Genomic DNA, 24239 nt, shown 5'->3' with positions numbered 1-24239 from the left:
GGTCGAGACCTGAGGGTGACCCGTTCCGAGGGACGGGGCCGACGCGGGTGGTCAGTACGAGTGGGACAGCGCGGCGACGGTCGCCGTGGCGGCCGGACGCACGCGTCCCGGCTGGGCGGCGGCTTCGTGGTGCGCGGCAACCGGGATTCGCTGACCCGACCTGCAATCCTGTGCCACTCGAAAATTCATCGTCGCAGGTCGCTGGTCATGATCAGCACGTTGGACAACCGTCAGGATGCCGGTATGGCTGCTGCGCGAGCACGAGGGCCTGCGCATCACGGGCACCTCGGACCCGATGGTGCCGCGCCCACTGGGCGTGGACCGGCAGCTCACCTCCGACGGCCGGCAGGAGAGCCACTGCGCTGGTCCGCCCGCGTGAGGGAATGCCAGGACTGTCAGGGCTGCGCTGCGGCACGACGACCTGTCCGAGGCCACCCTGAGCGAGCCGGACGGCGTACCCGCGCGTCCCGGTCGGACCGTGCGGCGACGCTGAAGCTGCCCACCGTCGAGCCGAGCTGGTGCTGCGCTCGCCCCCGGCCCTCAAGGGCTTGATACACCACGACACCGGCGCGATCATGGCCTCCGCGATTACTTCGCTGCCCGGAGGGCTGGGCGGCATCCGCAACCGGGACACCGGCACGGCTGGCTGCGCGACGCCGCGCTACCGAACACCATGCTCCTTCACAAGGCATCTCGAACGGCGCCAACCAAGCAGGACGATATAGTCGTGCAGCAACCGCGAGTCGCCTTCAGTCCAGCCTGAAGAGACGATCACTTGACCAACCGATATGTTGCGGACTCCTCCCAGAATTATCCAAATCATGCCCTTACCTGCGGAAACGCTAAATTAGCAGGTGACGACGATGCAGTTGAATGCACTTCATCGCGGTTCACTCCGGTTCGTTCTCCTTGAATCCTCCCAATCGCCTCCCATCTCCCTCCCACAGCAAGCCCGTGTCGACCGCTACAGCCGTCGAACACATGTGCGTTCGACAAGCGCCCGTCTGCAGAGGCTCAACGCACAGGTCAGGGCCAAGGGCTACCACTCCTGAGCGGCCTCCGTCTCTTCCCACCCATTCGGGCATACAGCGGACCCTTCACCTGCCACTATGGTTCCCGCTCCGTCGGCGCCGCACGTGTCGTCGAGTCCGAACGTCCGGGAGGTCTTGTCGTGTCGGCTGAGTTCGACCAGCTCGTCGCCCGGTTCGAGCAGTTCCAGGCCAGGCTGCACCGGGTCGACGGGCAGTTCGCCGGCATCGGGGAGATGCAGCGGGAGTTGGCCTCGATGGAAGTGGTGGCGACCTCCCCGGACCGCGCGGTGACCGTCGTGGCGGGCCCGTCCGGGGCGATCAAGGACATCCGGCTGACCGACCACGCCATGCGCCGCCCGCCGCAGGCATTGGCTGCCGCGCTGATGGCGACCCTGCGCCAGGCCGTGGCCGAGGCCGCTCGCCGCCAGGCGGGCATCGTGGAGAACGCGCTCGGTGACGACATGCACCTCACCGACCAGGTGCTGGAGACCCAGGCGCAGCTGTTCGGGGTCACGCCGCAGGAGCTGCGCGCCATGACCGAGCAGGCCGGGCAGGACCCGGCGCCCGCCGGCCCGCCCCATGGCGGTCCGCCACCGACGAGCCCGCCGCCGCACACACCGCCCGGGTCGGGGCCGGGGTTCCATCGGATGCCGCCCAACCCGCCCACCCGGCCAGCCCCGCCCCGCCGCCCCACGCCGGTCGAGGAACCGGAGGACTTCTCGCAGCGCCGGTTCCTCCGCGACGACCAACCGCCCTCACCTCCGCGGCCGGGCCCCGCGCAGGACCGGGATGGTCGTTTCCCCAACCTCTACGACGACGAGGACCGGTGAGCCCACGATGAGCGGCTTCGAGGTCAGCCCGGACGAGCTGCGGACGTTCGCCGGCAAGCTCGACGGCCACCGCGCCACCGCCGCCGAGATTGCCGGCCTGGTGGCCAAAGCGGACGTGTCGAACAAGTCCTGGGGCGTGGTCGGCCTGTTCGTCAAGGACAACTACACGCAGATGCTGAATGACCTGAACGAGTTGTTCACCGCCATGCAGGAGGGCCTGCAATCCGGTGCGGACAAGTTCACCGGCGCGGCGCAGGACTACGCCGACCAGGAGGAAGCGGTCAAGCAGCTGTTGAACGGCCTGCAGATCGAGCTGGACAACCAGTAGGGGCATCCACGATGGCGGAAGTGAAGACCACGGCCGGCGGCGTCGAGATCACCGTCGGGGAGAAGGCCACCGGCCAGAAGGTCGCCGAGGCGGTCCCCTTCTACGGCAACTACCTCAAGACCGCGGAAGCGCTGGGCAAAGCGCAGAAGGACGGCGGCGCGGAGATCACCGGCCTGGCCTCCGAGGGCACCGCCCTGATCGGGGCACTGGGCACGTCGGCCTACGGCATCGCCACCGACCCGATCGGCTGGCTGGTCGGCCAGGGGCTGAACTTCCTGATCAGCGTCGTACAGCCGCTGGAGGACGCGATCCACTTCGTCAGCGGCGACGGCCCCGCACTGGCCCAGGCCGCGGAGAACTTCAACGCCATCGGCAAGGGCGTGGCCGAGCTGCGCAAGAAGTTCGACGAAGACCTGCAGAACTCGGTGACCAGCTGGGGCGGCCCCGCATCCGAGGTGGCCGGCACGAAGCTCGGCGAGTTCGCGAGCGGCATCGACGGCGTGGCCGGCCAGGCCGGCGAGCTGGCGCAGATGCTCCAGATCTCCAGCATGATCATGACCATCGTCGAGGACTTCATCAAGGCGATCCTCACCGAACTGGTCACCTGGCTGATCATGATCTGGATACCCGCGCTGGCCGCGGCCGTGCCCAGCTTCGGGGCCTCGACCGCCGCCGCGGGCGCCGCGACCGGCGTGCGGGTCGCGGCCACCGGCAGCCGGCTGGCCCGCATCGTGGCCAGGCTCAAGCAGTTCCTGACCAAGATCCTCGACTTCCTGCGCAACCTGGCCCAGCGGGTCGGCAACGTCAAGACCGCCTTCCAGCGCTCCATGGCCAACAAGCAGATCAGCCACGCCGTCGCGATCGAGATGAGGAAGGCGAAGCTGCCGGGCAGCGATTCACCGATGGTGAAGATCTGGGGCAAGAACGGCATGCTCGGCGAACGGATGCAGGACGGGTTCGGCAAGTCCATGGTGGGTGCGGTCACCGACGCGACAGCTTCACAGCTGGGTGTCGGCAAGGGCACCAACGCCGGTATCGACAAGCCGATCCGGAACTACGGCGCAGGCCAGAAGGCCGCCGACTACGACGACACCGGCTCCGACCAGTCCAAGCAGCAGACCGAGGGGGACCTGGACATCTGATGGAGTACGTCCTCGATCTCGCACCGCTCATCGCGATCATCCTCGGACTGCTCGGCCTCATGTTCTGGTGGCGTTGGCGCACCAAGCGCAAGGAGGAGCGGGAGCACTCCGACGCCCTGTCCACACTCACCGCCACCCTCGGAGGGAAGGTGGTCGGTCGGGAGGAGGCCCGCGCCTGGACAGCCGACCTGCTGCCACCCATGAAGTCCGACACCGAGGGCTTCATCGGTTGGCTGGGCACGGTGCGGCGGCCCCGCTTCGAGACCGCACTGGACTTCCGGCGGGACGGCTGGTCGGTGCGCGTGAGCGAGGCGTCGATGGAGCAGGCCACCTCGGACAGCTCGAACACGTTCTACGAGCACCGGATCGAGGTTGCGACCTCGCCCCTGCCAGCGATGAAGATGTGCCGGCGGCTCCACGAGGGCTTCCTGGGGCGACCGCCGACGCCGGCCCAGGCCGAGGCCGTCGAACCGGCCGGTGAACCGCCGACGACCGCGGTGCGCGAGCAGCTGGACTGGCTGCCGGTCGGGCTGCCGGAACCGGCGAACCGGGAGTTCACCGTGTTCTCCACCGACGCGGCCGCCGTGTCCCGCGCCTTCACCCCCCAGGTCGCCGAATGGCTGGTCGCCGAGGCCGGCCCCAACCCGTTCCAGAGCCCGATGCCCATCCTGCTGACCTTCGAAGCGGGTTTCGCCTACACCACGGCGTCCCAGCGGATCGACCCCGACCACCTCCTGGCCCGCGTCGACATCATCCTGGGCCTGCTCAACCGGATGGGCGCGACCCCGGCCATCCCGCCCGTGACGACCTGAGGTCACGTGCCGAGGCCCGGCTGGCCAAACGGTGCACAGCAGTTCCGGCAGTCGTCAAGCGGCACTCAACGACCTTCATCCGGCTGGCGGGCTGGTCGGTCCTGCCCGGCCGTTCCTCGACAGCCTGTGGGTGCCAGAACTCTGCAGAGGGATGCCGAGCTGCGGCGATCATGCCTCCTATGCCGGCAGGGCATGATCGTGAGGTGTGGCGTTACGACTGCTGTACCTGCTCTTCGTCCGGGTCGTCGGCTGGCTGGCCCTGCTCGGCCGGTCATCGGCGGCCAAAGACGTGGAACTGCTGGTACTGCGGCACGAAGTCGCCGTACTGCGCCGCACCAACCCCCGCCCGCGGCTGGAGTGGGCCGATCGCGCCGTACTCGCCGCGCTGGTGCGCCGACTACCCCAGATGCTGCGCGAGCACCGAGTGGTGACACCGGGCATCATCCTTCGATGGCACCGGCGCCTGGTCGCGAAGAAGTGGACCCACCCTCACCGCACCGGCCGCCCACCGACCGACGACGCCGTCGTGGCGTTGATCGAGCGGATGGCCCGGGAGAACGCCGGCTGGGGCTACCGCAGGATTCAAGGTGAGCTACTCAAGCTCGGCCACCGGGTAGCCGCGTCAACGGTCCGCCGCGTTCTCAAGCGCCTGCGGATACCACCCGCGCCCCAGCGCGACACCGACACCTCCTGGCGACGGTTCCTCCGCGCGCAGGCCGCGAGCATGCTGGCCTGCGACTTCTTCCACGTCGACTGCGCCGTCACCCTCAAGCGCGTGTACGTGTTCTTCGTGATGGAAGTCGCCACCCGCTACGTCCACATCCTCGGCGCCACCACCAACCACGATGGTCCTTGGACTACCCAGCAGGCCCGCAACCTGCTGATGGACCTGGCCGATCGGGCCGACGACTTCCGGTTCCTCATCCGAGACCGGGCCGGCCAGTTCACCGCCTCGTTCGACGCTGTCTTCTCCGGCGCAGGCATCAAGGTGGTGAAAATTCCACCACGCTGCCCGAGAGCCAACGCCCACGCCGAACGGTTCGTCGGCACCATCAGACGCGAAGCCACCGACCGACTACTCATCCTCAACGAACACCACCTGCGAGCGATCCTGGACCGCTACGCGGCCCACTACAACCACCGCCGACCCCACCAGGCGCTACAGCTCGCACCACCGCGACCAGACCAGCCGATCACGGAGCCGCGCTGCACCTCGATACGTCGCCGACCAGTCCTCGGCGGCCTCATCAACGAGTACGAACCCACAGCCGCCTAACCGCAGGTCAGGCCATGTGGCGGACTTTTGGAACCCCACACGTTACGACGAGACCTACCCCAGGGGTGGCCGTGTCCCTATCAGCGGTCCGGCGATGCCACCGGGTCCGGTGACACCACCCCCCGGATCATGCCTTCGACTGGGGCGTCAGTCATGCCGGACCCGGCGACCACAACTCCTTAATCAGAGCTACGAAAAAGTAACGGAGGACGAGTTACTCGGCAGCATCGGCCAACACGCGGCAGATTGAGGAAGCTTTGACTCAACGCTTGTTTCGGTAGCCGCGCAGTTCGGTGGCAAATCGCCCTTGGAGATCAGCCTCTGCCTTCCGACCCGGCAAGACTCCAACTTCGTACAACTTGCTCTTGCCTTGCAACAAGTGCACCACGGACATGCTCGTGACAGTCGCCGCGAAAATTGTCTTCGTGGATTGCAGGTCGGCGCCGAGCCCAAGAAACTCGCGACCGGTACCCAGACTGACCGGATTTCTCCTATAGAACTTTCCCTCCACCACCATAATCGTTTTGGAGCTGGGCGGATCAGTCCCGAGCATGCGGCTGCGTTGGGCAACTGCCGACGGGAGCACGACAACATCGGCTTCATGCGCAACCTTGCTCGCGCCGACCACCGAAATCCCAGTGTGGACTTCAAGCGGATCCTTGCGGGAGTTAGGCAGGCTCAACACAGCGTGGGTGAAGGTATCCGTGGTGGTCAGGCGCCCTGGACTCCGTCGCAGGCGGAACACCGCCGGTGCCCGACCGAAACCGTCATCGAAGGTGACTGTGTATCCCTCAACACGAGCAGCCTTCAGCACGAGGGCGAACAGGAACGCCTCGTAGACGTCGTCGCCTGCCGAAGGGGACGGACCGCTGGTCGTGAACGCGGTCGGCAGCGCTCTAGGAAGCTCATCCCTTAGTCGGGACAGCAAGTCGTCAACAGTTCCATCGGTGGGTACTTCTCCAGCCCTCGTCACGACGTCCCCTTCGTCGGTGCCCACACGTCTTCAACACCGTCAGCAACCCCTCGGGTCAACCACCCACCGCGAGACACGCCCGCCTGTTCACGCAACGATTCGACCAGCGCCACAACATTGGCCGCATGCTCCGTCGACGCCCTGAAATCCGAACCAATAGCCAACGTCCACGATTCCTGACTCGTACCACGCAGCTCGGCCTCAGGAGGATCCGCGAACACGATCGTGCCGTCCCACAACTCGGCCCAGTCGGTTGCCCTGGAAGGGTTGACACCGTCCTCCCACTGCTGCGCCGAGCCTGATGCCGCCTGACCTCGAAGTGCGGCGATCTGGTCGTACACGGAGCGCTCCATAGCCAACGTGCCCGCAGTAGCGACCTCAATGAGGTCGAGAAGGTTCGCAAGGCGCTCACGAACATCGAGCGGCGTGACTCGAACGTCCTCGTTGGTGAACCTGACCTTCTTCGTCGACCGCTTTTCGGTCTCCAGTGGCAGCGCCGGTTGCCGCCATGGACCGTCCGAGGACAGCGGTGCCGAGACTCCGAAGTCGAACACCTCTCCTTCAGCACGTTCACCCAATTCGGCTCCAGCCTTCGACACACCTTCGGCGGCCAGCACCCGCTCCTGCGTGACAACGAAGTCCAGGTCCAAGCTCATGAGCAGCTCCTCAAGCTCATCGAGCAGCAGTCTGATCTCGTCCTCGGTCATGTGCCCTCCCCGTTAACTCTCATCGGACTGTTCACCATATCGGCACCCGCTTGTTGGCCCCAGACGGGCTCACAACGATCAATCCAGACCGCCTCAGACCAGTTGCCGACCGCCACCGGACACTTTCGCCGTTACATGGAAACCTTGATCGCGGCGTCGCACACCGGAACACCGCGAACCCGAGTGTGAACGCGGTTCAAACCGGACCGAGCAGACCGAAGGAATCGGTGGCGTCTTCTCGTCGAATGTCCTCACATCACAGTGAACCTCACTCGACGATGCCGACAACACGTAGGCATTTGTCGATCAAGGGAGAAACTCAGCTCGCCACTATTTAATGTGGACACTAGTTCCACCCAACGCGTGACTCTAGTGCTGCGTCACGCAGCCTTGGCCGGGTAATCGGTCCAGGTGCGGATGGGTGAGTCGGTGGCGAAGCTGGTCTTGGGTCGGGCTCGGGCGTTGCGCCAGCGGATGTAGGCGGCGATGGCGGCGTTCTGCTCGGCGTGGCTGCGGTGGTCGGTGCCGTTGAGGGTGAAGTAGCGCAGGGCGGTGAACTCGGCCTCGATCCAGTTCAGCCAGGAGCTGTAGGTCGGCAGGAACACCAGCTCGGCGTCGTTGGCGGCGGCCCAGTCGCGGACGTCGGGGTGGCGGTGGGGCGAGAAGTTGTCCATGACCAGGTGGAGGCGTTGGTCCGGCCAACGGGCCCGCAGACTCGCGAGCAGGTCGAGGAGTTCGCCGTGGCGTTTGCGACGCCGGATCCGATAGTGGATCTTCCCGGTGGTCAGGTCGAGTGCGGCCAGCATGTGCATGACGCCGTGGTGGCGGTTGTAGGTGGCCCGTAATCGCCGTGGTGAGCCGGTCGGCCGCCAGACCTTGCCCTTACGGGGCATCAGGTTGAGTGGTCCGAACTCGTCGATGCAGATCACCCGGCCCCCGGCGGGCGGGTGGTCGTAGAGGTCCAGGATCCGGTGCATCTTCGTGAGGAAGTCCGGGTCGGTGGAGGCCTTCCAAGTGGAGGTGCTCTGCCAGGACACGCCACCTGCGTGCAGGATGCGGCGCAGGGTCTCCCGGCTGATCGCCGCCACGGTCCCGCGGTCGAGCAGGTGGTCGCGCAGCTTGGACAGCGACCAGGTGGAGAACGCGGTGATGCCCCAGGAGGCGGGGGAGGTCCGGGCGATCAGGCAGATCCGTTCACGGATCGCCTCACCGATCGTCTTCGGGCGTCCCCCGCTCCATTTTGGGTCCAGCGCCGCGAACCCCCGCTCGTTGAACGCATGTATCACATCACGCACATAGTCGGCGCTGACCTGCATCAACGATGTGATGTCAGGTACTGCCTGACCCTGGGCGGACATCAGGACCACGATCGCCCGGCGCAACCGCACCGGGTCCTTCGCGGTCCGGCCGATCCGGGCCAGCTTGCGGCCCTCCTCCATGGACAAGGGCCGGACGAACACCTCCGGACGACGACCCACGACCACCTCCCGCTCGACATGGGAGGACCAGCCTGGACCGTCAGCCCACCGGACCGATTACCGGGTCGACGTTCCGAGATGCAGCACTAGCAGGTACGTCCACATCGGACGCGCTGTGACCGATTAGGTCTGCGAGGTCCGTCGGGCTGCACGCACCGTCGTACTCCAACAACGCCTCGACCAGTGGTTTCATCTCCGACCATCCGGCGAAGTCCGCACCGCTTGGCGCAGCAACGCCTGTGACCACTTCGGATCCTCTTGGGCGAGGCGCAATCTGTCCAGGGTGGAGTCGATGGCTCGCTGACAGGCGTCTGCCCCAGTATGCGGACGCAGGTCACCGACGACGAGTAGTCGCCGGGCGCCAGTTGCGCCTGTCTCTGGCTTAACAGGTGGTCGCGTCGCGCGCGGACGACTTACGGGTCGAGGTGCTACGAGGTGCTGGCGCGAGCGTCCGCGGAGCGGTGCAGGAGCACTTTGAGCGCGCTGCCGACGTCGACTGGGTCGAAGCCGGGTACCTCAGTGGTGCGTCTGTAGTGACAGAAATGGCCGACTACTGAGTAGTTTCTGAACCAGTTGTCTGTGAGCCGGGAGAGGCTCACAGGCAGCCTGCTGCGATCAGCTCACCGAAACCGTTGGCAGCATGTACTCTTCAGCCAGCGCCGCCCAATGCAGTGCCGCAGGTTGCGACAGCGGCACGTAGTCGTCGATGAGCCTGAACTGGTGGGCCAGCGCCGCCCAGTCCGCAGGGTTGTCCGGCGCTACGTCCGCGCGGCCGCTCACGGCGAGCGCACCTTCGGACAAACACCCGGCGACAGTGATCTCGACGTAGCGAGGGTTCCACATCGCTTTGCCCGGCGATCGCGTCCACTCGGGCCCCGTCAAGATCTTCAAGGCCGTGCGCTTTGTGGTCTTGGCGGAGGCGGGCACGTCGGTCAAGCTGGCGAAGACCCTGTTGTCAGACCCGGCATCGCGTTGTCGCCAGATGCCCGCGGCGAATCCTGCGGACTTGTCGTCCGGCGCAGGGGCGTACCACTGAGGTACCTCGTCGCGACCACCCGCATTGCGGATCAGCACGAGCCTGAGATCCGGTCCCCACGCGGCGAGCCGCTGCGGCGGATCGTCGCCGAAACCGATCATGTCCCGCACCAGTTCGCGGTTGCTGATCCACGACCACCACCAGCGGAGGTTCTCCGAGTTCGCCAGCAGCATCGTCGGCCGGTTGCGCAACTGATACAACACCGACCGCACCTGACGCTCCACCACCCACCGCTGGTCGCGCAGACTCTTCCGACCTGGTGATCGCATCGCCGTCTTCTTCGGCAGCTCCACTAGGTATCGGCGGTACGGCATCCACTGCTTCTCCTCGTCGTGCCACGCTTCGAGGTGATAGTGCCCGTTCCGCTGCTCCAGCCGCACCACCACCAGCTCACGATGGGCCCGCCGGGTGACGCCGTCGGCACGCCGATTGGCCATCCACAGCGCGGCGACCTGCGTTCCGTCCGGCACCCCGTCGACGCGATGAGCGGCCGTGGTGATCGCGCCGAGCTGCCGCAGCCCGTCCAGCCACGACGACCTCGCTCGGATCAACAGCTCCCCGTCGTCGTCATCTCGCTTGCTGATGAACTGGCTCAGCCGGCCGGCGTCCGCGCAGCCCAGCCGGATGGCTGTTTTCGGGTCGCTGTCCGCAGCGGTGAACGCCTCGCGGTTGTGCAGTTCCACGAACACCAGCCCCGCCGTCCTCACTGGATCGAGATCGGTCTCGAACAGCCTCCGCACTCGCCGGCGGCGTCCGTTGATCGCCTCGGCCACCAACCGGGCCCGCTCGATTCCGGTCGCCTTCGGCACCGACAGTGCCGAAGCCTCCGCGCTGTCGAATTTCCGGGCGACGACTCGAATCCTCAGGTTTTCCGTGCCCCAGTGCCAGTTCTCCAGGGTCTCCACATCTAGCTCGGGAAGATCGAGGAGGTCGCACATCACGGAGATCAGCTTGTCGCGAGTGCGTTCGTTCTGCCAGAGCAGGTGAACTTCCAGCGGAGCACCGTCGAGTGCCGCGCCGAGTGCGGCGCGCCTCGCCAGCGCGGCCTCGCGGGCAGCCTCAGCGTGCGCGGCCATCCTTCGTGCCTCGGTCGCAGCGTCGTCTCCTTCGACCTTGGTCCAGCGAGGCTTCGGCCGAATCGCGGGCTTGGCGCGGTGACCAGTGCGTTCGAGATCTGTCACTCTCCTGAACCATGGTTGGAGCCCGAGTTCGACCCAGCGGTCGAGCCGCGCTCGTTCGGTGGGGCCGACGCCCGCCTTCACCTCGTGGTCGGTGAGTCCGTTGCTGTGCACGACCGCGGCAGTCAGGCCGTCGACGCCGTCGAGCCACCGGTCTGGATCGGACACGAGTTCGAACGCGCTGGGGTACGTGCGCACGATGTCGAGTTCCGGCAGTAGCTCTACTGTGCTGCGACTGCGCCACGCGTGCCGGTTGCCACGCTCGAAGTAGTCGATGAAATTGTTCGACAGCCTTGGCGTGTGACCGTGCCCCGTGGACCACGGTGGCGCGACCGCGAGGTAGGCGCCGACGCCGCGGTTGGCCGGAACTTGAAAGCGACCTCCGGTCGCCCAACGGCGCACACCGGTGCCGACGTGTACGCGGAAGCGAGACGTGAAAGGCACCGTCTGCACGGTCAGGGTGATGACGCAGGAGTAGTACCACTGCCTGCCCTTTTTCGTGAACGGCCGTGGCGGCCAGGAGACCAGCTCCGCGCCCTGGTCCCTGGTCACAACCCGGAAGTGCAGTTCCTCGTCGCCGTCGCGGTAGGGGCGGCGGGCAAGTTCGGCGGCGAGCACCTCCGGCACCACCTGGTACAGCGGCCGATCCGGCAGTGCGGTTCCTCCCGGTGACAGGTCGGCGGCGGTCAGGTTCACGGAGCTCTCGCTCCACGAAGGCATGGAGCCGACGAGCGATGCCTGGACCTTAAAGACCGCTTCCTCCAGCTCGGCCTGCCTCTTAGGATCGGGGTTCGGCTTGCCCGGTCCCAGCGTGGCGACCCAGGTGTTCACCAGCGCGGCGACCAGATCCGCTGGCACTTCGTTCGTCGCGTACAGCCACGGTGTGTTCGCGTCGGTGGCCGCACCTCGTCCGGTCGCGATCACACCGGGTGCTGCGGCGCGGAGCAAGCTGTTGAGCTGAGCGATGGGCAGCGTCAGCCTTTCGTCCGCGCCGCGCCACGACAACGCGTGCAAAGCAAGCGCCTCATCCCTCCACTCGTCGCTGAATTTGATCGTCCGGAACGTCTTAAGCCAATCACCCGAGGCGGGGTCCGCCTCGTAGGCGGCGATACGAACGAGAGGATTCATCACAGCTTTCCTCCTGTGGTCGGCTGTTGGAGGCAGCGGTCGATCATCTGCCAGAACGGGTCGTACAAGGCTTTGGTGAGTTCGCGGTCCAGACGACGGCTTTCGGGAACGTCGTCAAGGAGGGAAAGACATTCACCGAGCACCTCGTGAATGCTCAGCAGCAGGCTGGACTTCGGGGTGTCGTGATCAGTGATCACGACGTGTGCCCACGGCATCGACTCCTTGCTCAGCGCCTCGGCCGTCTTCGGTGCGAAGGCTGCGTCCACGAGCACCACACGAGCTTCCACACCGCCGCGCACCAGACGGCCGATCACCTGCCACATGAGCACGAGGAGGTCCCACGTGAGCGTTGTCCGGTCACGATCGCTGAGCCGACTCCACGCGAGAAACCTGCCGAGGACCCGGAACCACTCCCGGTAAGCGCGGGACCGCACGTCACGGCCCGCCGCGCCGATGGTGGCAGCGTCGGACACCCACTTGCCGAACCCGGTATCGGGGTCGTCGAGGGCTCGGGTGATCCAGTCGTTGATCGCGTGTATTGCGAGACCCAGGTCGTCCGGTCGCGGGTTCGGCCTGGCGAGGAAGTACACGGTACCGATGGCTGCCTCGCCGCAGGCGGCCATGATGTTGTGTCCGCGTTCTACAGCCAGTAGCGGCGCCACGAGAATTCTGGCCTTCGTGAACCGAAGCCTGTCGACGTCGCCTCGTCGGAGCACCGGCGCCGACGACTCGTCGATGACCGGATCGCGCTCGTCGTCGGCGAGAAGACGGAGGACCCGGCCCTTCATCTTGGTGGAGTGCATGGCATCTGCCACAACCTTGGCCTCGTCGTAGCTGCCGGTCAGCACCAGCAGGTGTCGGCGGTGTTGGCTGAGATCGGCGAGCTCCAACTCCAGGCGGCTCCGCTGGTTTTCGCGGTGCGTCGTGAGGGCGAGTGCCATCGTGCGGAGGATCGCGGGCCGGTCTTCCTGGCGCGCGCCCGACAGCGTCAGAGGTCTGCCTTCGTGCCAGACGAATTCAAGGCGAATGCTGCTGTGTCGGGTAATTTGGTCGATCTTCTTCTGCTCCGGCTTGAGAATGAAGTTCACGGGGGCCAGCACGTGGTACCGGCTCGACTTGCCCGCCCAACTACTGCCGGACATCAGCAGAACGTGCGCGCCCGGGCGTCCGTCCACTTCCGCCAGTCGAGGCAACGCGGTGAGCAGGCTCCTGCCCACTCCGCTACAGCGGAAGAACCGGAGCTCGCCACTGCGGATACCGCCCTTATCCGGACCGTCGACCAGGAATTCGAAGCCCAGGAGGTTGCCCATCGGCGACTCGGGCACCATCGGCCCGTAGTCGAGCGGCCTGCGGTGCAGCTGGTTGAACCCGAGGTTGAGCGCTGCCTGCACCCGCGGCCACATACCCGTCATCAACGCGAGTTTCGGCTCCAGCGCGGCCAGCAGGAGGGTGAGCTCGAACTTGTCGGTCAACTCGCCCGGCTGCGGGTACGCGGTGCGGCTGGCGGGTGCCAGCGCCAGCAGGGCGTCGTGCACCCGTGCGCTCGTGGACTTCGATCGGCTGGTGTGCAGCAACTGGTTCGTGAACGTGATCAGCTTCCGTGCTTTGCCCCGCGCTTTGCCCTGATCGCCAAACGGGTCCTTCCGGTATTCTTCCAACACCCTGAGGAGGTTCCTCCGATGAACCGCGTCCTGATCCGGTTCTCCCCCAGCGGGGAACGGGAAGAGCTGCTCGGCCAACGTGCCATGCAGCTTCCACGCGTTGAAGTAGCTGCCGCTCACCCACTTTCGCAGCTCCCAGCTGCTGACGAGCATCGCGTACAGGCGATCCGTAATCGTGGACGCGGTGTTCAGCGCGGTCGTCCAGTTCGCCACGTCCCGATTGGACAGTTGGGTGCGCTGTCCGACTACCAGCTCACTGATCTTGTGCTGGGCCACTTCGTCCAGCCACGACGTGGTCTCCTCACCCGCCAGTGTGATCGCCGGAGCGAACATTTGGTCGAGCTGAATCTGCACCCGGTCCGCCTCGTCGATGATGACGAGGTCACTGCGTCGTGCCGCCAGTTCCAGGTAGCGTAGGTGCTCGGCGTTCTGCGGCCACGGCACCGACGAGTCGATCAGCGACGCCGGGGTGGCGACCCAGATGTCCGCATCCGCGAGCTGGCGTACCCCGTGGTGACGAGGGCAGCGGCTCCAGAACGGGCATACGTGACGGTCACGCGTGTGCGGCGGCAGCTCTCGGTCGCGTGGCTTGCGCTTGCGCTTCGGGTGCAGCCGCGTGCAGGGCGCATCCGCGTAGGTGAGCGGCGCGTCATCGTCATCCAGCAGGCCGCTCACCGCGCAGGCCGTACTCAGGTAGTCGAACGCGTCGTCGTCGTGGGTGAGGAGGCTGGGCTTGCCGCGTCCTGCGAGCCTGCGGTGCAGGCGTTGTGCGTGCTGCTCCCGGTTGGACGCACCGATGATCGGTGCAACACCGCAATCCAGCGACTCGAACAGTTCGACGAGTTTGAGCACCTCGACGACATCGCCGACAACGATCGTGACGCGCATCTTCACGTGCTTCACGAGGTAGTACGTCAAGACGTCACGCAGCGTGCTCTTGCCAGCGCCGACGATACCCAGCAGGTGCGCAACGCGGTCGATGGTGAACGACTCCGCAGGTTCGTCCTCTTCGCCCAACTCCACGATGAGCCGCGCGGTCTTCAATACGCCCGCCCTGTCTCTGGGCACGCGCTGGTCCATCTCCTCGGCCGCGGCGACGAGCGCATCCCAGCGGATCTCGATCGGGCCGCCGCCGCCTGCCAGAGGGCGATCGAGGTCGTGGGCGGGAATGGGGTGCACGGGCACGTCGGGGAGCTGGACGGTGATCGGAGATCGTCCGGCGAAGAACCGATAGGAACCTTTGGTAGCGAAGGTGCAAGGGCCACCGGCGAACGGCGGGGCGAGGAGGAGCGCCGCACCATACTCGCCCCAGCGGTTGGAGGCGGCGGTGAGGGTCTGCCGTTGTACGACATCGGACCTGTCTGCCCAGGCGTAAGCCTTCAGCCCTGATGGGAACTCCTCGTATTGGTCGAGCGCGTCCTCCCAGGCCCTCGATCGCCCGAAGTTCCACAGGGCGTAGCGGGTGGCGCGGAGCAATGCCTCCCCGTCCGCGTCAACCAGTCCACGAGCCTTCGCGAACGGGTACCCGCTGAACAGGGTCCACGCGTCGGACACTGCGATGTCGCGGTCAACGGTCTCGGCCAGCAGGAAGCCCAGCTCCACCAGGCAGAGCTGCTCGGCCTCGCCCCGCTTCAACCCGTTCTGCTGCAACTCGGCGAGTACGAGGGGAAGCAGCTGGAACACATCACGCACGAGGTTCGCCTCCGTCAGTCTGGTGATTGCCGGCTGTTACGAGTTCGGCCCGTACCAGTTCCACCGAGCCAGGTCCCCGGTGCCGCTCGAAGACCTGGCGGTAGTCGGTCCTGCGGTCCACGATGTGGCCGGGGACGGCGACGCAGACGCGTGTCGCGTGGTGCGGCGTCCAGTGCCGGAACCGCCGTGCGAGCAACGCCGGTTCCGCACTCGTGGAGAACACGACGAGCCACACGTCGCCGAATGGCCAGGTGATGCGCAGGTGGTCGACCACGTCGCGTATGAGCTCGACGTGCGCTCCGGCTGCTAGGCAGGCGTTTCGGACTTCGCGTTCCACCCGGCCCGAAGCGGACAGCGAGTGACGTACTTCCGTCGGCAGCGCGCGGAGCGCGGCGACAGGTACCTCGTGCCGAGCGGTGAAGTCGGGACACACGCCGCTCTCACATCGACTGATCTTGTCGCGCAGCGTGACCGCGAGGCACCCACAAAACGAGCACCGGACACACTGCCCGTCACGCGCATAGGCGTGTGCGACCGGGCCATACAGCTGCTGGACACGCTTCCACGTCGCTGGTCCACCTGGCGTGGCGTGGACCGTCCTCATGTTCTCCTGGTTCACCACGGGGTGATCGATCAGGAAGTCGCGGCATTGTTCGTAGGTCGCGGACGACGGGCAATTGACCGCCAACCGGCGTAGCAGTTCGTCCGTCGGGACAGGCCTTGATGAGCTCGGGTCGCTGGACGCCCACTCGATGCACGCGTGCGTGGGTAGTCCCGTCTTTTCGTCGACCAGCACGGTGTCCGGTGCTGTGTAGTCAGAGGGGATCGAGATCGGCCACTTGGACAGATGGCTGCGGCACAACTTCAGCAGCGCTGGGACGCTCGCGGGCGTGTCAAGACCCTCCAGAAGGCAAACGGCCGTGATGCGGTCCAGCGCGACCTGCGCCGCAGGAGGGTAGGTAACCACGAGGCCTGTGCCTTGGTGGTCCTGCACGGCGAGCACTGCGGCGGCGGTGAGGCGAACCAGGTCCAAGGGGTCGTGGTGAGAATTGGTCACGATGTTGTCAGCTCCGTCTTGGGATTGGCGCGGCACCAGCTCGCCACCTCACAGCGGGTGCAGCGACTACCGGGCCGGGGAAGGAACTCGTCGTCCGCGCGCCAGCGGAGGACAAGGTCGCGCACGACCGTCTCGGCGTTGCGGCGCACCGACGGCGTGTACGGGTCAATCACGTGGAGGTCGACGCCGGAGGGCCCCAGCAGCTCGAGCTCAACCCTGCTGCGGGTGCGTGATCCTCCAAGCTCTCCGCGAGCCAGCACGAGCACCGCGAGGGCGAGTTGCGGGTACTCCGCCAGGAGATCGTTCGCTCGGTGGCGGTCCGAGCCGCTGGTCTTCACCTCACGCCACACCCACGAGGCGTGGTCGCGGTAGAGGAGATCCGGCTCGACGACGACCAGCACGTTCGCGTTCTGGTCGTCCCAGGTCAGTTGGGGCTCGACGCGAACGTCCCGGTTTAAGTGGGCGTGCTGGAACGGGCATACCTCGGCGTGGTGGCGCACCAGACGCTTTCCGAGATCGACATCGTCGGCCGAAAGGCCGAAGCCGTCACCCGTCCAGTCGTCGCCCATCGCGGGCGAACAGCGCTGGCCTGTCCGGTGATGGTCGGCGAACAGGGCGTGCACGGCCCGCCCGCGTTGCGCGGGCCCGCTGTGCTCGACCTGCGCGTCCGTGGGGAGCCGGAGTGCACGCAGGTGCGCTCGGGCAGGGCATTCGCGGTAGGCGCGTCCACTCGTCACCGACCACTGCCGGCGCGGTCGCCCCCCACCGTCCACACCGAGCAGTCCGGGGGCACGGGAGAGCGCCGGGCAGTTGGCGGCGAAGTCGCACTTCACGCACGCGCCGCCGGGGCGGTACTCCTGACCGCCCGCCACCGCGGTCAGCGCGGCTCTGCCGTGCTTCTCGTACATCGAGGTCGCGTCGTCCGGTGTGCCGTCGAACCACGTGCGCACCTCCCCGTCTTCCGCGCTGTAGTTCACGACGCGGACGCGCTCGACGGGCACACTCCCGGTTTCCTGGTCGGCGTGGGCCACGACGAAGGCCGCGACGGCCACCTCGGCGTCGCTCCTCGTCGCCGACCGAGACCGCATGTTGATCATGCGGATCTCGCGCGTGCGGCCGTCAGCGGACTGGTAGCAGCGACCCCACGCACCGATCCGGTACTGGGTTCGCCCGATGTCTCGCTCGTACGTCCACCTCTGCGGAACCAGGCGTAGTGGCGAGCCGCTCGTCGGGTACGCCGGGAACGCCCGGAGGTAGTCACGCACAGCGTGAGCGGTCCACGTCTTCAGTCCGTCGTGAACCCGAGCGTTGCGCTCAACGGCGTCGAGCGCGCCCTCCACAGACCTGAAGCCTCGTTCGACTTGGTCGAGCGCAGTCATGAACGGACCGAGGGCGAAGTGCTCGAGCTTCTCGTAGCGGCGCGGGCCGGAACGAAGTCGCAACGATGGGCGCGCCTTCAACGCTTCGGCCATCGGGCACTTGTATTTTTGGGCCCTGGGTGCGGCCGCCGACACGGCGATCGCGGTGACCCGGCCGGCTATCCCTGCGGGCGGGCGCCAGGTGGACATGCTTCTCCTCCGTGGATGAGCGAGTGGTCAGATGGAAGAAGGAATCGGATGTGGCTGGGCCAAACCCTCAAGGATCGCTTCGTGCTGGGCAGGAAGCTAGGAAAAGGAACTGGCGGTCAGCTCTTTGAGGCATTCGACCTGAGCTACCGGAACTCCGTGGCCGTGAAATTCCTGAGCCCTCGGACTTTCGAAAGCGCGTCCTACTTCGCCGAGTTCGTACAGGACATGGAGGAAGAGGCAGCGCGACTGGAGAAATTCAGAGACATGCGCGGGATACCAAACCTACTCGACCAGGGACGGGACTCGGACGGAACGTACTTCATCGTCATGCAGAAGGTCGACGGAACAACCCTGAAGAGTTATGCCGAAAACGGGAACAGTCCGATGGAACTCGATACTGCGGTGTGCATTGTCGCGCAGCTGTGCGAGATCCTCGGTGACGTCCACGACCGCGGCTATGTCCATCGGGATTTGAAACCCGAGAACGCCATGATCGACAGTGCCGGACAGGTCCATCTCATCGACCTCGGCCACATGCTGGAGGTCGGCACGGAGCAGTACCAACCTGCCGGGACCAACAGGTACGCAGCCCCTGAGCAGGTACACGAATTGCCCGTTGCAACCAGCGCGGACGTGTTTCCGCTCGGCTGCATGCTCGCTGAGATGATTACCCTTGCCTTGCCGTACCCGGAAAACTACCTGAGGTTCGAGCACCGCGGCACCCCTCCTCCCAAACCGATGCTGTCCTCGCTCGCGCCACACCTCATCCCCCTCGTCTCCAGAATGGTTTCTTGGGATCCGGAGCGCCGCCCTCAAAACGGGTGGGCGACATTCCGGGCTTTGCAGCAATTCCTTCCCGCCAAAGGTTCGCCCCGAGATTATAAGCTGCATGGGGCCGACCCGACTGCGCGATACCGGGCGGAGTTCGAATAGCGAGCAGTTCCACCTTCTCGTGCCGCGCGGCCGGTTCACGTCAATTCCCCCAATCGCCTCGCGACGCTTTCCGCTTCGGGGTCGCGCAGGTCGCGCAGCAAATACAGGGTTTGGGACAATGCCTGGCGTTCTTCGTGACTGTTGCCGACCGTGTGCCACGCATCGGCGAGGTGCTGAAGTGCGCTCGCTTCTTTCTTGCGGTACTCAAGTCGCCGGTACAACGCCACAGCCGCCTCGAAATCCGCGATCGCCGCTGGGATGTCCCCCGTGGCCAGCCGGATTCCAGCCAGGCAGTCGAGCGTGTTCGCCTGCCCGTTCTCGTCTGTGGTCGTCCGGAACAGCGCCAGGGCTTCGGTGCAGGTCGCCAGCGCGTGGTCGTACTGGCCGCGGTCAGAGAAGGTGCAGCCGATGCCGTTGAGGACACCGGCCTCGCCCACGACGTTGCCGAGCCGCCGGTAGATGACCAGCGCCGTGCGGAACCGTTCCTCCGCGTGCTCGGGATCACCGGTTTCACGGTGTAGAACGGCCAGCCCGTGGCAGCCGTGGGCGACGCCGAGTTCGTCGTTGTCGTCTTCGGCGAGGTCAATCACGGTGGCGAGCCTGATTTTGGCAAGATCGGGCTGGCCGAGCCCTCGGTCGGTACCCGCGATCAGGCGCAGGATCATCGCCTGGTCCGCCGGCATGGCGACGATCTCCGCGGCGCGCAGTGAGACCTGCAGGGTGTGCCGGGCGTCGAGGTACCGGTTGCTCCTCCACTGGAAAGTCGTAAGGGTCAACGGGAGCAGCCACGCGTAGGTGTGCAGACCGTGCCGGACCGCGTGCTCGATCGCGGCCATGATCACGTCGTACTCCGCGGTGAACCATGCCATGGCCGCGCCAATGCCCTTGGGGGAGACGAGCTGTAGCTCGGCGGGTGCGGCGCCGAGCCGCAAGTTCCGGCCCGGCACGATCGCATCGTCGCAGTCTCGAGCGTTATACATGAGGTGATCCAGCAGTCGCTCGGATGTGAGGCGCCGTTCGGCGTCACCGGCCTCCGTCGCTTTCTCTTCCGCGTACGCGCGCACGAGGTCGTGGATCGCGAACCTGTTGTACGACACCTCCTCGACCAAATGTGCAGTGCGCAGTTCGTTGAGCGCCTCCGCGCCCGCGATGGGGGACGCCACCAGATCCGTCGCGGCGTCGCGGCTGATCGTCGGTCCGGGGTGGACGCCGAGGCGCCAGAAGAGAGCAGCCGCAGGGCTGGAGAGCACACCGTGCGAGGTGGCCAGCACAGCGCGCAGGTTGAGGTCCGCCTCGTCGTGGACGAACGTGCTGAGCTTGTGCGTGGCGGACCTCAACTCGTTCAGTACCTCCCCGAGGGATAGCGCGGGACGGGACAGCAGCCGCGCGGCGATCACGATCACCGCGAATGGCAAGCCGGCGCAGTGACGCATGACCTCTGCGGTCGTGTCGGGCTCGGCTCGCACACGTTGCTCGCCAATGATCGACGCGAGCAGCGCGACGCACTCGTCCAGGGCCAGGGGCGCGACGACGATCTGGTTGGCCCCGTACCTGGCTACCAGGCTCACCAGCGCATTGCGGCTGGTCACCACAGCCGCGCTCGAGCCAGGGCCAGGCAACAGCGGTAGCACGTGCTTCATGTCGCGCGCGTTGTCCAGCACGACCAGGATGGCGCGCTGCGCCAAGGTCGAGCGGTAGACGGCGGTCAGGCCTTCAAGCGTTGGGGTCTGCGGCGGAACGCCGAGGTCGTCGAGGAACCTCGCGAGCACCTGCTCTACCTTGAGCGGCTCGTGCTCGGAGAAGCCCTGCAGGTCGGTGTGCAGCACACCATCGGGGAAGTGCTCGCGGGTGCTGTCGGCGCCGCGAAAAGCGAGCACGCTCTTGCCCACGCCAGCCGTGCCCACCAGCGCCGCGATCCGGCTCGACCGTTCTCCGGCGAGCACCGCGCACAGAGCATCTAGGTCGGCATCGCGGCCGATAATGCTTGTGCGATGTGCCGGTAGCTGCTGGGGAGCGTATGACGTGATCGCGTTCGCATCGCGGCGCATCGGCTGAGGCCCGCTCTCCAACTCTGCGCGCAGAGCATCGAGCTCGGCCCTCAGTGCCCCTCCGGCCTTCAGCCGGCACTCCTCGAAGACCGGCAGGAACTCTCTGGTGCTGTCGTTGTGATAGATGGTGTGGAGAAGGAAGCGGTAGAATCGTGGGTCATCCGGCCACCTCTCGATCGCACGACGGCAATCGGTGATGGCGTTCGGCATCGCGCCGACCTTGAGCGTCGCGTGGAGGTGGTCTTCGACGGTCTGCTGCCACCTGCGGATCAGTTCCTTACGCCGCTCGTGGAACCACGCTCCGTCGACCGACTGGAGCGGGTCGTCCCTGCATTCCCGAAGTGCCGCCTCCAGTGCGGCGGCCCGCCCCTTTGCACTGGTTGCGGTTCTCGCGTACTCCAGGTGCTGTTCATACCTGAAGAGGTCAACCGATTCACGCGCGACGACTATTCGATACGACCCGGAGTTCAGGACGGGAACAGCGTCGACTCCGATGGCGTTGCGCAGATCCGATACCTGACGGTGGAGCAACCCGGTTTTGGTGGCGGACGTGCCTGGCCAAAGGTGTTTGAAAATGGTCTTCGAGCTGGCGCGCTGGTCAGGTGACAGGAGCAGGAAGGCCAGTACGGAGCGAGCCTTCGGGGTGAGTGCGACGAGCCTATCACCCCGAAACGCGGCAACCTGTTCGAGGAGCCGGTACTCCATTCGGGTTCCTCTCGTGGTGACGACCGGCAGTTCGACCGGCACCGTCAAATTTCACCCCGAACGAGGTGTCGATGTCCAGTCCTAGCGCGATCAGAATCCGGGAAGAAGCCGGGAAGGGGAAAGGAGTGGGATCGGTGGCACACTACGACCGGGCCATCGGAGCGAACCGTTCCTCAGTCCCGGAACCGGTGAAACACGCACCTGTTCCGGGTCGCACCGTTCGGTGGCTGCTGTATCACCCAACGAAAGGAAAAAATTGTTCACCTTCGACCACTACGCGTCTCACCACGTGACGCCGGAGTTCACGTCCTACCCGCCGCGCCGCCGACGGCGGCCTGGTCCGCGGCCGCCGCACCAGGCTGCGCCGTCGCCGAGGTCCCCGCTCACGCGTAAAGCCACGGCTCGCCGGACGGTCTACCGGGCCACGCGGCGCCGTTAACGAGGAGGTGAGGTGAGCCGGGCGGTCCGCAGCTTTGGGCCGCCCGGCTCACGTGAAGGAAAGAGCTGCCCTGTCTCGTCACCTTGTGCGCCAGCCATCCGCTGTGAACACACGACGCCCACCGATAAGGGTGCCGCGCGTAGGGAGGTCGACGATGACGAAGAACCAAAGGACCGGCCACACCGGACGCTGTCGCTCTGACCCTGCGCATCCCGGTGGCCAGCGTGCCGCTCGGTCTCGACCCGGCGGGGGCGCTCGTCACGCTGCCTGCTGTGAGCCAGGAATGGGTGCGACCGGATTGCTCGGCCCACTCCCACCTGCGCGACTCGTCGCTTCCCAGCTAGTGCTGCATCTCGGAACGTCGACCCGGTAATCGGTCCGGTGGGCTGACGGTCCAGGCTGGTCCTCCCATGTCGAGCGGGAGGTGGTCGTGGGTCGTCGTCCGGAGGTGTTCGTCCGGCCCTTGTCCATGGAGGAGGGCCGCAAGCTGGCCCGGATCGGCCGGACCGCGAAGGACCCGGTGCGGTTGCGCCGGGCGATCGTGGTCCTGATGTCCGCCCAGGGTCAGGCAGTACCTGACATCACATCGTTGATGCAGGTCAGCGCCGACTATGTGCGTGATGTGATACATGCGTTCAACGAGCGGGGGTTCGCGGCGCTGGACCCAAAATGGAGCGGGGGACGCCCGAAGACGATCGGTGAGGCGATCCGTGAACGGATCTGCCTGATCGCCCGGACCTCCCCCGCCTCCTGGGGCATCACCGCGTTCTCCACCTGGTCGCTGTCCAAGCTGCGCGACCACCTGCTCGACCGCGGGACCGTGGCGGCGATCAGCCGGGAGACCCTGCGCCGCATCCTGCACGCAGGTGGCGTGTCCTGGCAGAGCACCTCCACTTGGAAGGCCTCCACCGACCCGGACTTCCTCACGAAGATGCACCGGATCCTGGACCTCTACGACCACCCGCCCGCCGGGGGCCGGGTGATCTGCATCGACGAGTTCGGACCACTCAACCTGATGCCCCGTAAGGGCAAGGTCTGGCGGCCGACCGGCTCACCACGGCGATTACGGGCCACCTACAACCGCCACCACGGCGTCATGCACATGCTGGCCGCACTCGACCTGACCACCGGGAAGATCCACTATCGGATCCGGCGTCGCAAACGCCACGGCGAACTCCTCGACCTGCTCGCGAGTCTGCGGGCCCGTTGGCCGGACCAACGCCTCCACCTGGTCATGGACAACTTCTCGCCCCACCGCCACCCCGACGTCCGCGACTGGGCCGCCGCCAACGACGCCGAGCTGGTGTTCCTGCCGACCTACAGCTCCTGGCTGAACTGGATCGAGGCCGAGTTCACCGCCCTGCGCTACTTCACCCTCAACGGCACCGACCACCGCAGCCACGCCGAGCAGAACGCCGCCATCGCCGCCTACATCCGCTGGCGCAACGCCCGAGCCCGACCCAAGACCAGCTTCGCCACCGACTCACCCATCCGCACCTGGACCGATTACCCGGCCAAGGCTGCGTGACGCAGCACTAGTAGACCGTCGCATCTAACCTTTGGGGTATAGGTGGCGGAGTTTGACGCGTGCGTCGTCGGTGGTGAACTGCCAGTCGACTCCCCGCTGGTTGGCGTTGGTGGCGTGTTGCCAGGCGGCGAGTTCGGCGTTGAGGGTGTCGAGGTCGCTGATGCGGCGGTCGAGGCATTGCCGGGACAGTGCGGACAGTTCGATCTCGACGATGTTGAGCCAGGACCCGTGTTTGGGGGTGTGGTGGATCTCCAGGCGCTGGGCCAGGGCGAAGGCCTCGCCGGGTTCGAAGGCCTCGTAGAGCGAGGCGATGCCGTGGGTGTTGAGGTTGTCCATGACCAGTACCACGGTCTCGGCGTCGGGATAGTCCACGGTCAGCAGGTGTTTGACCTGCCCGGCCCAGTCGATCTTGGTGCGCTGGGCCAGGGCGTGCACGCGGCGCCATCCGCGTAAGGGCTCGGCCCACACGAAGATCGAGCAGGTGCCGCACCGGGCGTATTCGCTGTCCTCGCAGGCATCCTTGCCCGGCCGGGCCGGCAGCGGGTCGCGGACCTGGCCGAGGAGCTGGAAGGGTTTCTCGTCCATGCACACCACGGGACGGGCGGGGTCGTGCGGCCGGGCGTAGACGGCGAGGACGTCCTCCATGCGGGCGGCGAACTCGGCGTTGGCCCGCGGCGGGATGTTCCAGG

General features: G+C 66.3%; 17 protein-coding genes. 8 read left to right on the top strand and 9 right to left on the bottom strand.

Going from position 1 to position 24239, the window contains the following annotated elements; genetic code table 11:
* The first annotated feature begins 235 nt into the window (after positions 1-235).
* The 6 genes from J2S66_RS00795 (at position 236) to J2S66_RS00770 (ending at position 5419) form a co-directional block, all read left to right on the top strand.
* The gene (locus J2S66_RS00795) at positions 236-379 is read left to right on the top strand and encodes a trehalase-like domain-containing protein (RefSeq protein WP_310302391.1); all 144 of its coding nucleotides are present in this window, start codon (positions 236-238) and stop codon (positions 377-379) included.
* 792 nt (positions 380-1171) lie between these two features.
* Positions 1172-1861 carry a YbaB/EbfC family nucleoid-associated protein gene (locus J2S66_RS00790; protein WP_310302388.1) on the top strand — a complete coding sequence of 230 codons (690 nt, stop codon included), beginning with the start codon at positions 1172-1174 and terminating at the stop codon, positions 1859-1861.
* A 7-nt stretch (positions 1862-1868) separates the two neighbouring features.
* Positions 1869-2189, top strand: a complete 321-nt coding sequence (locus J2S66_RS00785) for a WXG100 family type VII secretion target (RefSeq protein ID WP_310302385.1) — start codon at positions 1869-1871, stop codon at positions 2187-2189.
* A gap of 11 nt (positions 2190-2200) precedes the next feature.
* A complete protein-coding gene (locus tag J2S66_RS00780) occupies positions 2201-3331 on the top strand; it encodes a hypothetical protein (protein WP_310302381.1) in 1131 nt (376 codons plus the stop codon).
* Positions 3331-4143, top strand: coding sequence for a hypothetical protein (locus tag J2S66_RS00775; protein WP_310302378.1), 813 nt, complete (start codon positions 3331-3333; stop codon positions 4141-4143). The genes J2S66_RS00780 and J2S66_RS00775 overlap by 1 nt, the downstream gene beginning before the upstream one ends.
* Before the next feature lie 205 nt (positions 4144-4348).
* Entirely contained in the window at positions 4349-5419 is a 1071-nt protein-coding gene (locus J2S66_RS00770; RefSeq protein WP_310302375.1) for an integrase core domain-containing protein, read from the top strand.
* Positions 5420-5681: 262 nt separating this feature from the next.
* Here J2S66_RS00770 and J2S66_RS00765 read toward each other — a convergent pair whose 3' ends face one another.
* The 7 genes from J2S66_RS00765 to J2S66_RS00735 all read right to left on the bottom strand — a co-directional run bounded on the left by J2S66_RS00765 (position 5682) and on the right by J2S66_RS00735 (position 17897).
* Entirely contained in the window at positions 5682-6416 is a 735-nt protein-coding gene (locus tag J2S66_RS00765) for a hypothetical protein (RefSeq protein ID WP_310302373.1), read from the bottom strand.
* The gene (locus tag J2S66_RS00760; RefSeq protein ID WP_310302370.1) at positions 6389-7099 is read right to left on the bottom strand and encodes a hypothetical protein; all 711 of its coding nucleotides are present in this window, start codon (positions 7097-7099) and stop codon (positions 6389-6391) included. Before J2S66_RS00760 ends, J2S66_RS00765 begins: the two co-directional genes overlap by 28 nt.
* A gap of 380 nt (positions 7100-7479) precedes the next feature.
* On the bottom strand, positions 7480-8577 hold the full coding sequence (locus tag J2S66_RS00755) for an IS630 family transposase (RefSeq protein ID WP_310302350.1): 1098 nt from the start codon (positions 8575-8577) through the stop codon (positions 7480-7482).
* Between the two features lie 615 nt (positions 8578-9192).
* Positions 9193-11919 carry a pPIWI_RE module domain-containing protein gene (locus J2S66_RS00750; protein ID WP_310302367.1) on the bottom strand — a complete coding sequence of 909 codons (2727 nt, stop codon included), beginning with the start codon at positions 11917-11919 and terminating at the stop codon, positions 9193-9195.
* A complete protein-coding gene (locus J2S66_RS00745; RefSeq protein WP_310302364.1) occupies positions 11919-15272 on the bottom strand; it encodes a pPIWI_RE_Z domain-containing protein in 3354 nt (1117 codons plus the stop codon). Before J2S66_RS00745 ends, J2S66_RS00750 begins: the two co-directional genes overlap by 1 nt.
* A complete protein-coding gene (locus J2S66_RS00740) occupies positions 15265-16305 on the bottom strand; it encodes a pPIWI_RE_Y domain-containing protein (protein ID WP_310302362.1) in 1041 nt (346 codons plus the stop codon). The genes J2S66_RS00745 and J2S66_RS00740 overlap by 8 nt, the downstream gene beginning before the upstream one ends.
* Positions 16306-16325: 20 nt before the next feature.
* On the bottom strand, positions 16326-17897 hold the full coding sequence (locus J2S66_RS00735; protein WP_310302358.1) for a PD-(D/E)XK nuclease family protein: 1572 nt from the start codon (positions 17895-17897) through the stop codon (positions 16326-16328).
* A 48-nt stretch (positions 17898-17945) separates the two neighbouring features.
* Between J2S66_RS00735 and J2S66_RS00730 the strand changes: the two genes are divergently transcribed.
* Positions 17946-18830, top strand: coding sequence for a serine/threonine protein kinase (locus J2S66_RS00730; protein WP_310302355.1), 885 nt, complete (start codon positions 17946-17948; stop codon positions 18828-18830).
* Between the two features lie 35 nt (positions 18831-18865).
* Here the strand turns inward: J2S66_RS00730 and J2S66_RS00725 are convergent, their stop codons facing one another.
* Positions 18866-21583, bottom strand: a complete 2718-nt coding sequence (locus tag J2S66_RS00725) for an AfsR/SARP family transcriptional regulator (RefSeq protein WP_310302352.1) — start codon at positions 21581-21583, stop codon at positions 18866-18868.
* A gap of 869 nt (positions 21584-22452) precedes the next feature.
* On the opposite strand from J2S66_RS00725, the gene J2S66_RS00720 reads away from it, so the two are divergent.
* Positions 22453-23550 (top strand): IS630 family transposase, encoded by a 1098-nt coding sequence (locus J2S66_RS00720; RefSeq protein ID WP_310302350.1) that lies wholly within the window; start codon positions 22453-22455, stop codon positions 23548-23550.
* Between the two features lie 24 nt (positions 23551-23574).
* Here J2S66_RS00720 and J2S66_RS00715 read toward each other — a convergent pair whose 3' ends face one another.
* On the bottom strand, positions 23575-24231 hold the full coding sequence (locus tag J2S66_RS00715; protein WP_310314592.1) for an IS630 family transposase: 657 nt from the start codon (positions 24229-24231) through the stop codon (positions 23575-23577).
* Between the last annotated feature and the right edge of the window lie 8 nt (positions 24232-24239).

The organism is Saccharothrix longispora, from assembly GCF_031455225.1.
Classification (GTDB): domain Bacteria; phylum Actinomycetota; class Actinomycetes; order Mycobacteriales; family Pseudonocardiaceae; genus Actinosynnema; species Actinosynnema longispora.
The sequence above is the reverse complement of the archived record's forward strand: the minus strand, read 5'-3'. Positions and strand labels throughout refer to the sequence as shown.

Coding starts and splice junctions, on each gene's coding strand:
- J2S66_RS00795 (WP_310302391.1), top strand. CDS start 236: ATGCCGGTATGGCTGCTGCGCGAGCACGAGGGCCTGCGCATCACGGGC.
- J2S66_RS00785 (WP_310302385.1), top strand. CDS start 1,869: ATGAGCGGCTTCGAGGTCAGCCCGGACGAGCTGCGGACGTTCGCCGGC.
- J2S66_RS00780 (WP_310302381.1), top strand. CDS start 2,201: ATGGCGGAAGTGAAGACCACGGCCGGCGGCGTCGAGATCACCGTCGGG.
- J2S66_RS00775 (WP_310302378.1), top strand. CDS start 3,331: ATGGAGTACGTCCTCGATCTCGCACCGCTCATCGCGATCATCCTCGGA.
- J2S66_RS00760 (WP_310302370.1), bottom strand. CDS start 7,099: ATGACCGAGGACGAGATCAGACTGCTGCTCGATGAGCTTGAGGAGCTG.
- J2S66_RS00750 (WP_310302367.1), bottom strand. CDS start 11,919: ATGAATCCTCTCGTTCGTATCGCCGCCTACGAGGCGGACCCCGCCTCG.
- J2S66_RS00735 (WP_310302358.1), bottom strand. CDS start 17,897: ATGTCCACCTGGCGCCCGCCCGCAGGGATAGCCGGCCGGGTCACCGCG.
- J2S66_RS00730 (WP_310302355.1), top strand. CDS start 17,946: ATGTGGCTGGGCCAAACCCTCAAGGATCGCTTCGTGCTGGGCAGGAAG.
- J2S66_RS00725 (WP_310302352.1), bottom strand. CDS start 21,583: ATGGAGTACCGGCTCCTCGAACAGGTTGCCGCGTTTCGGGGTGATAGG.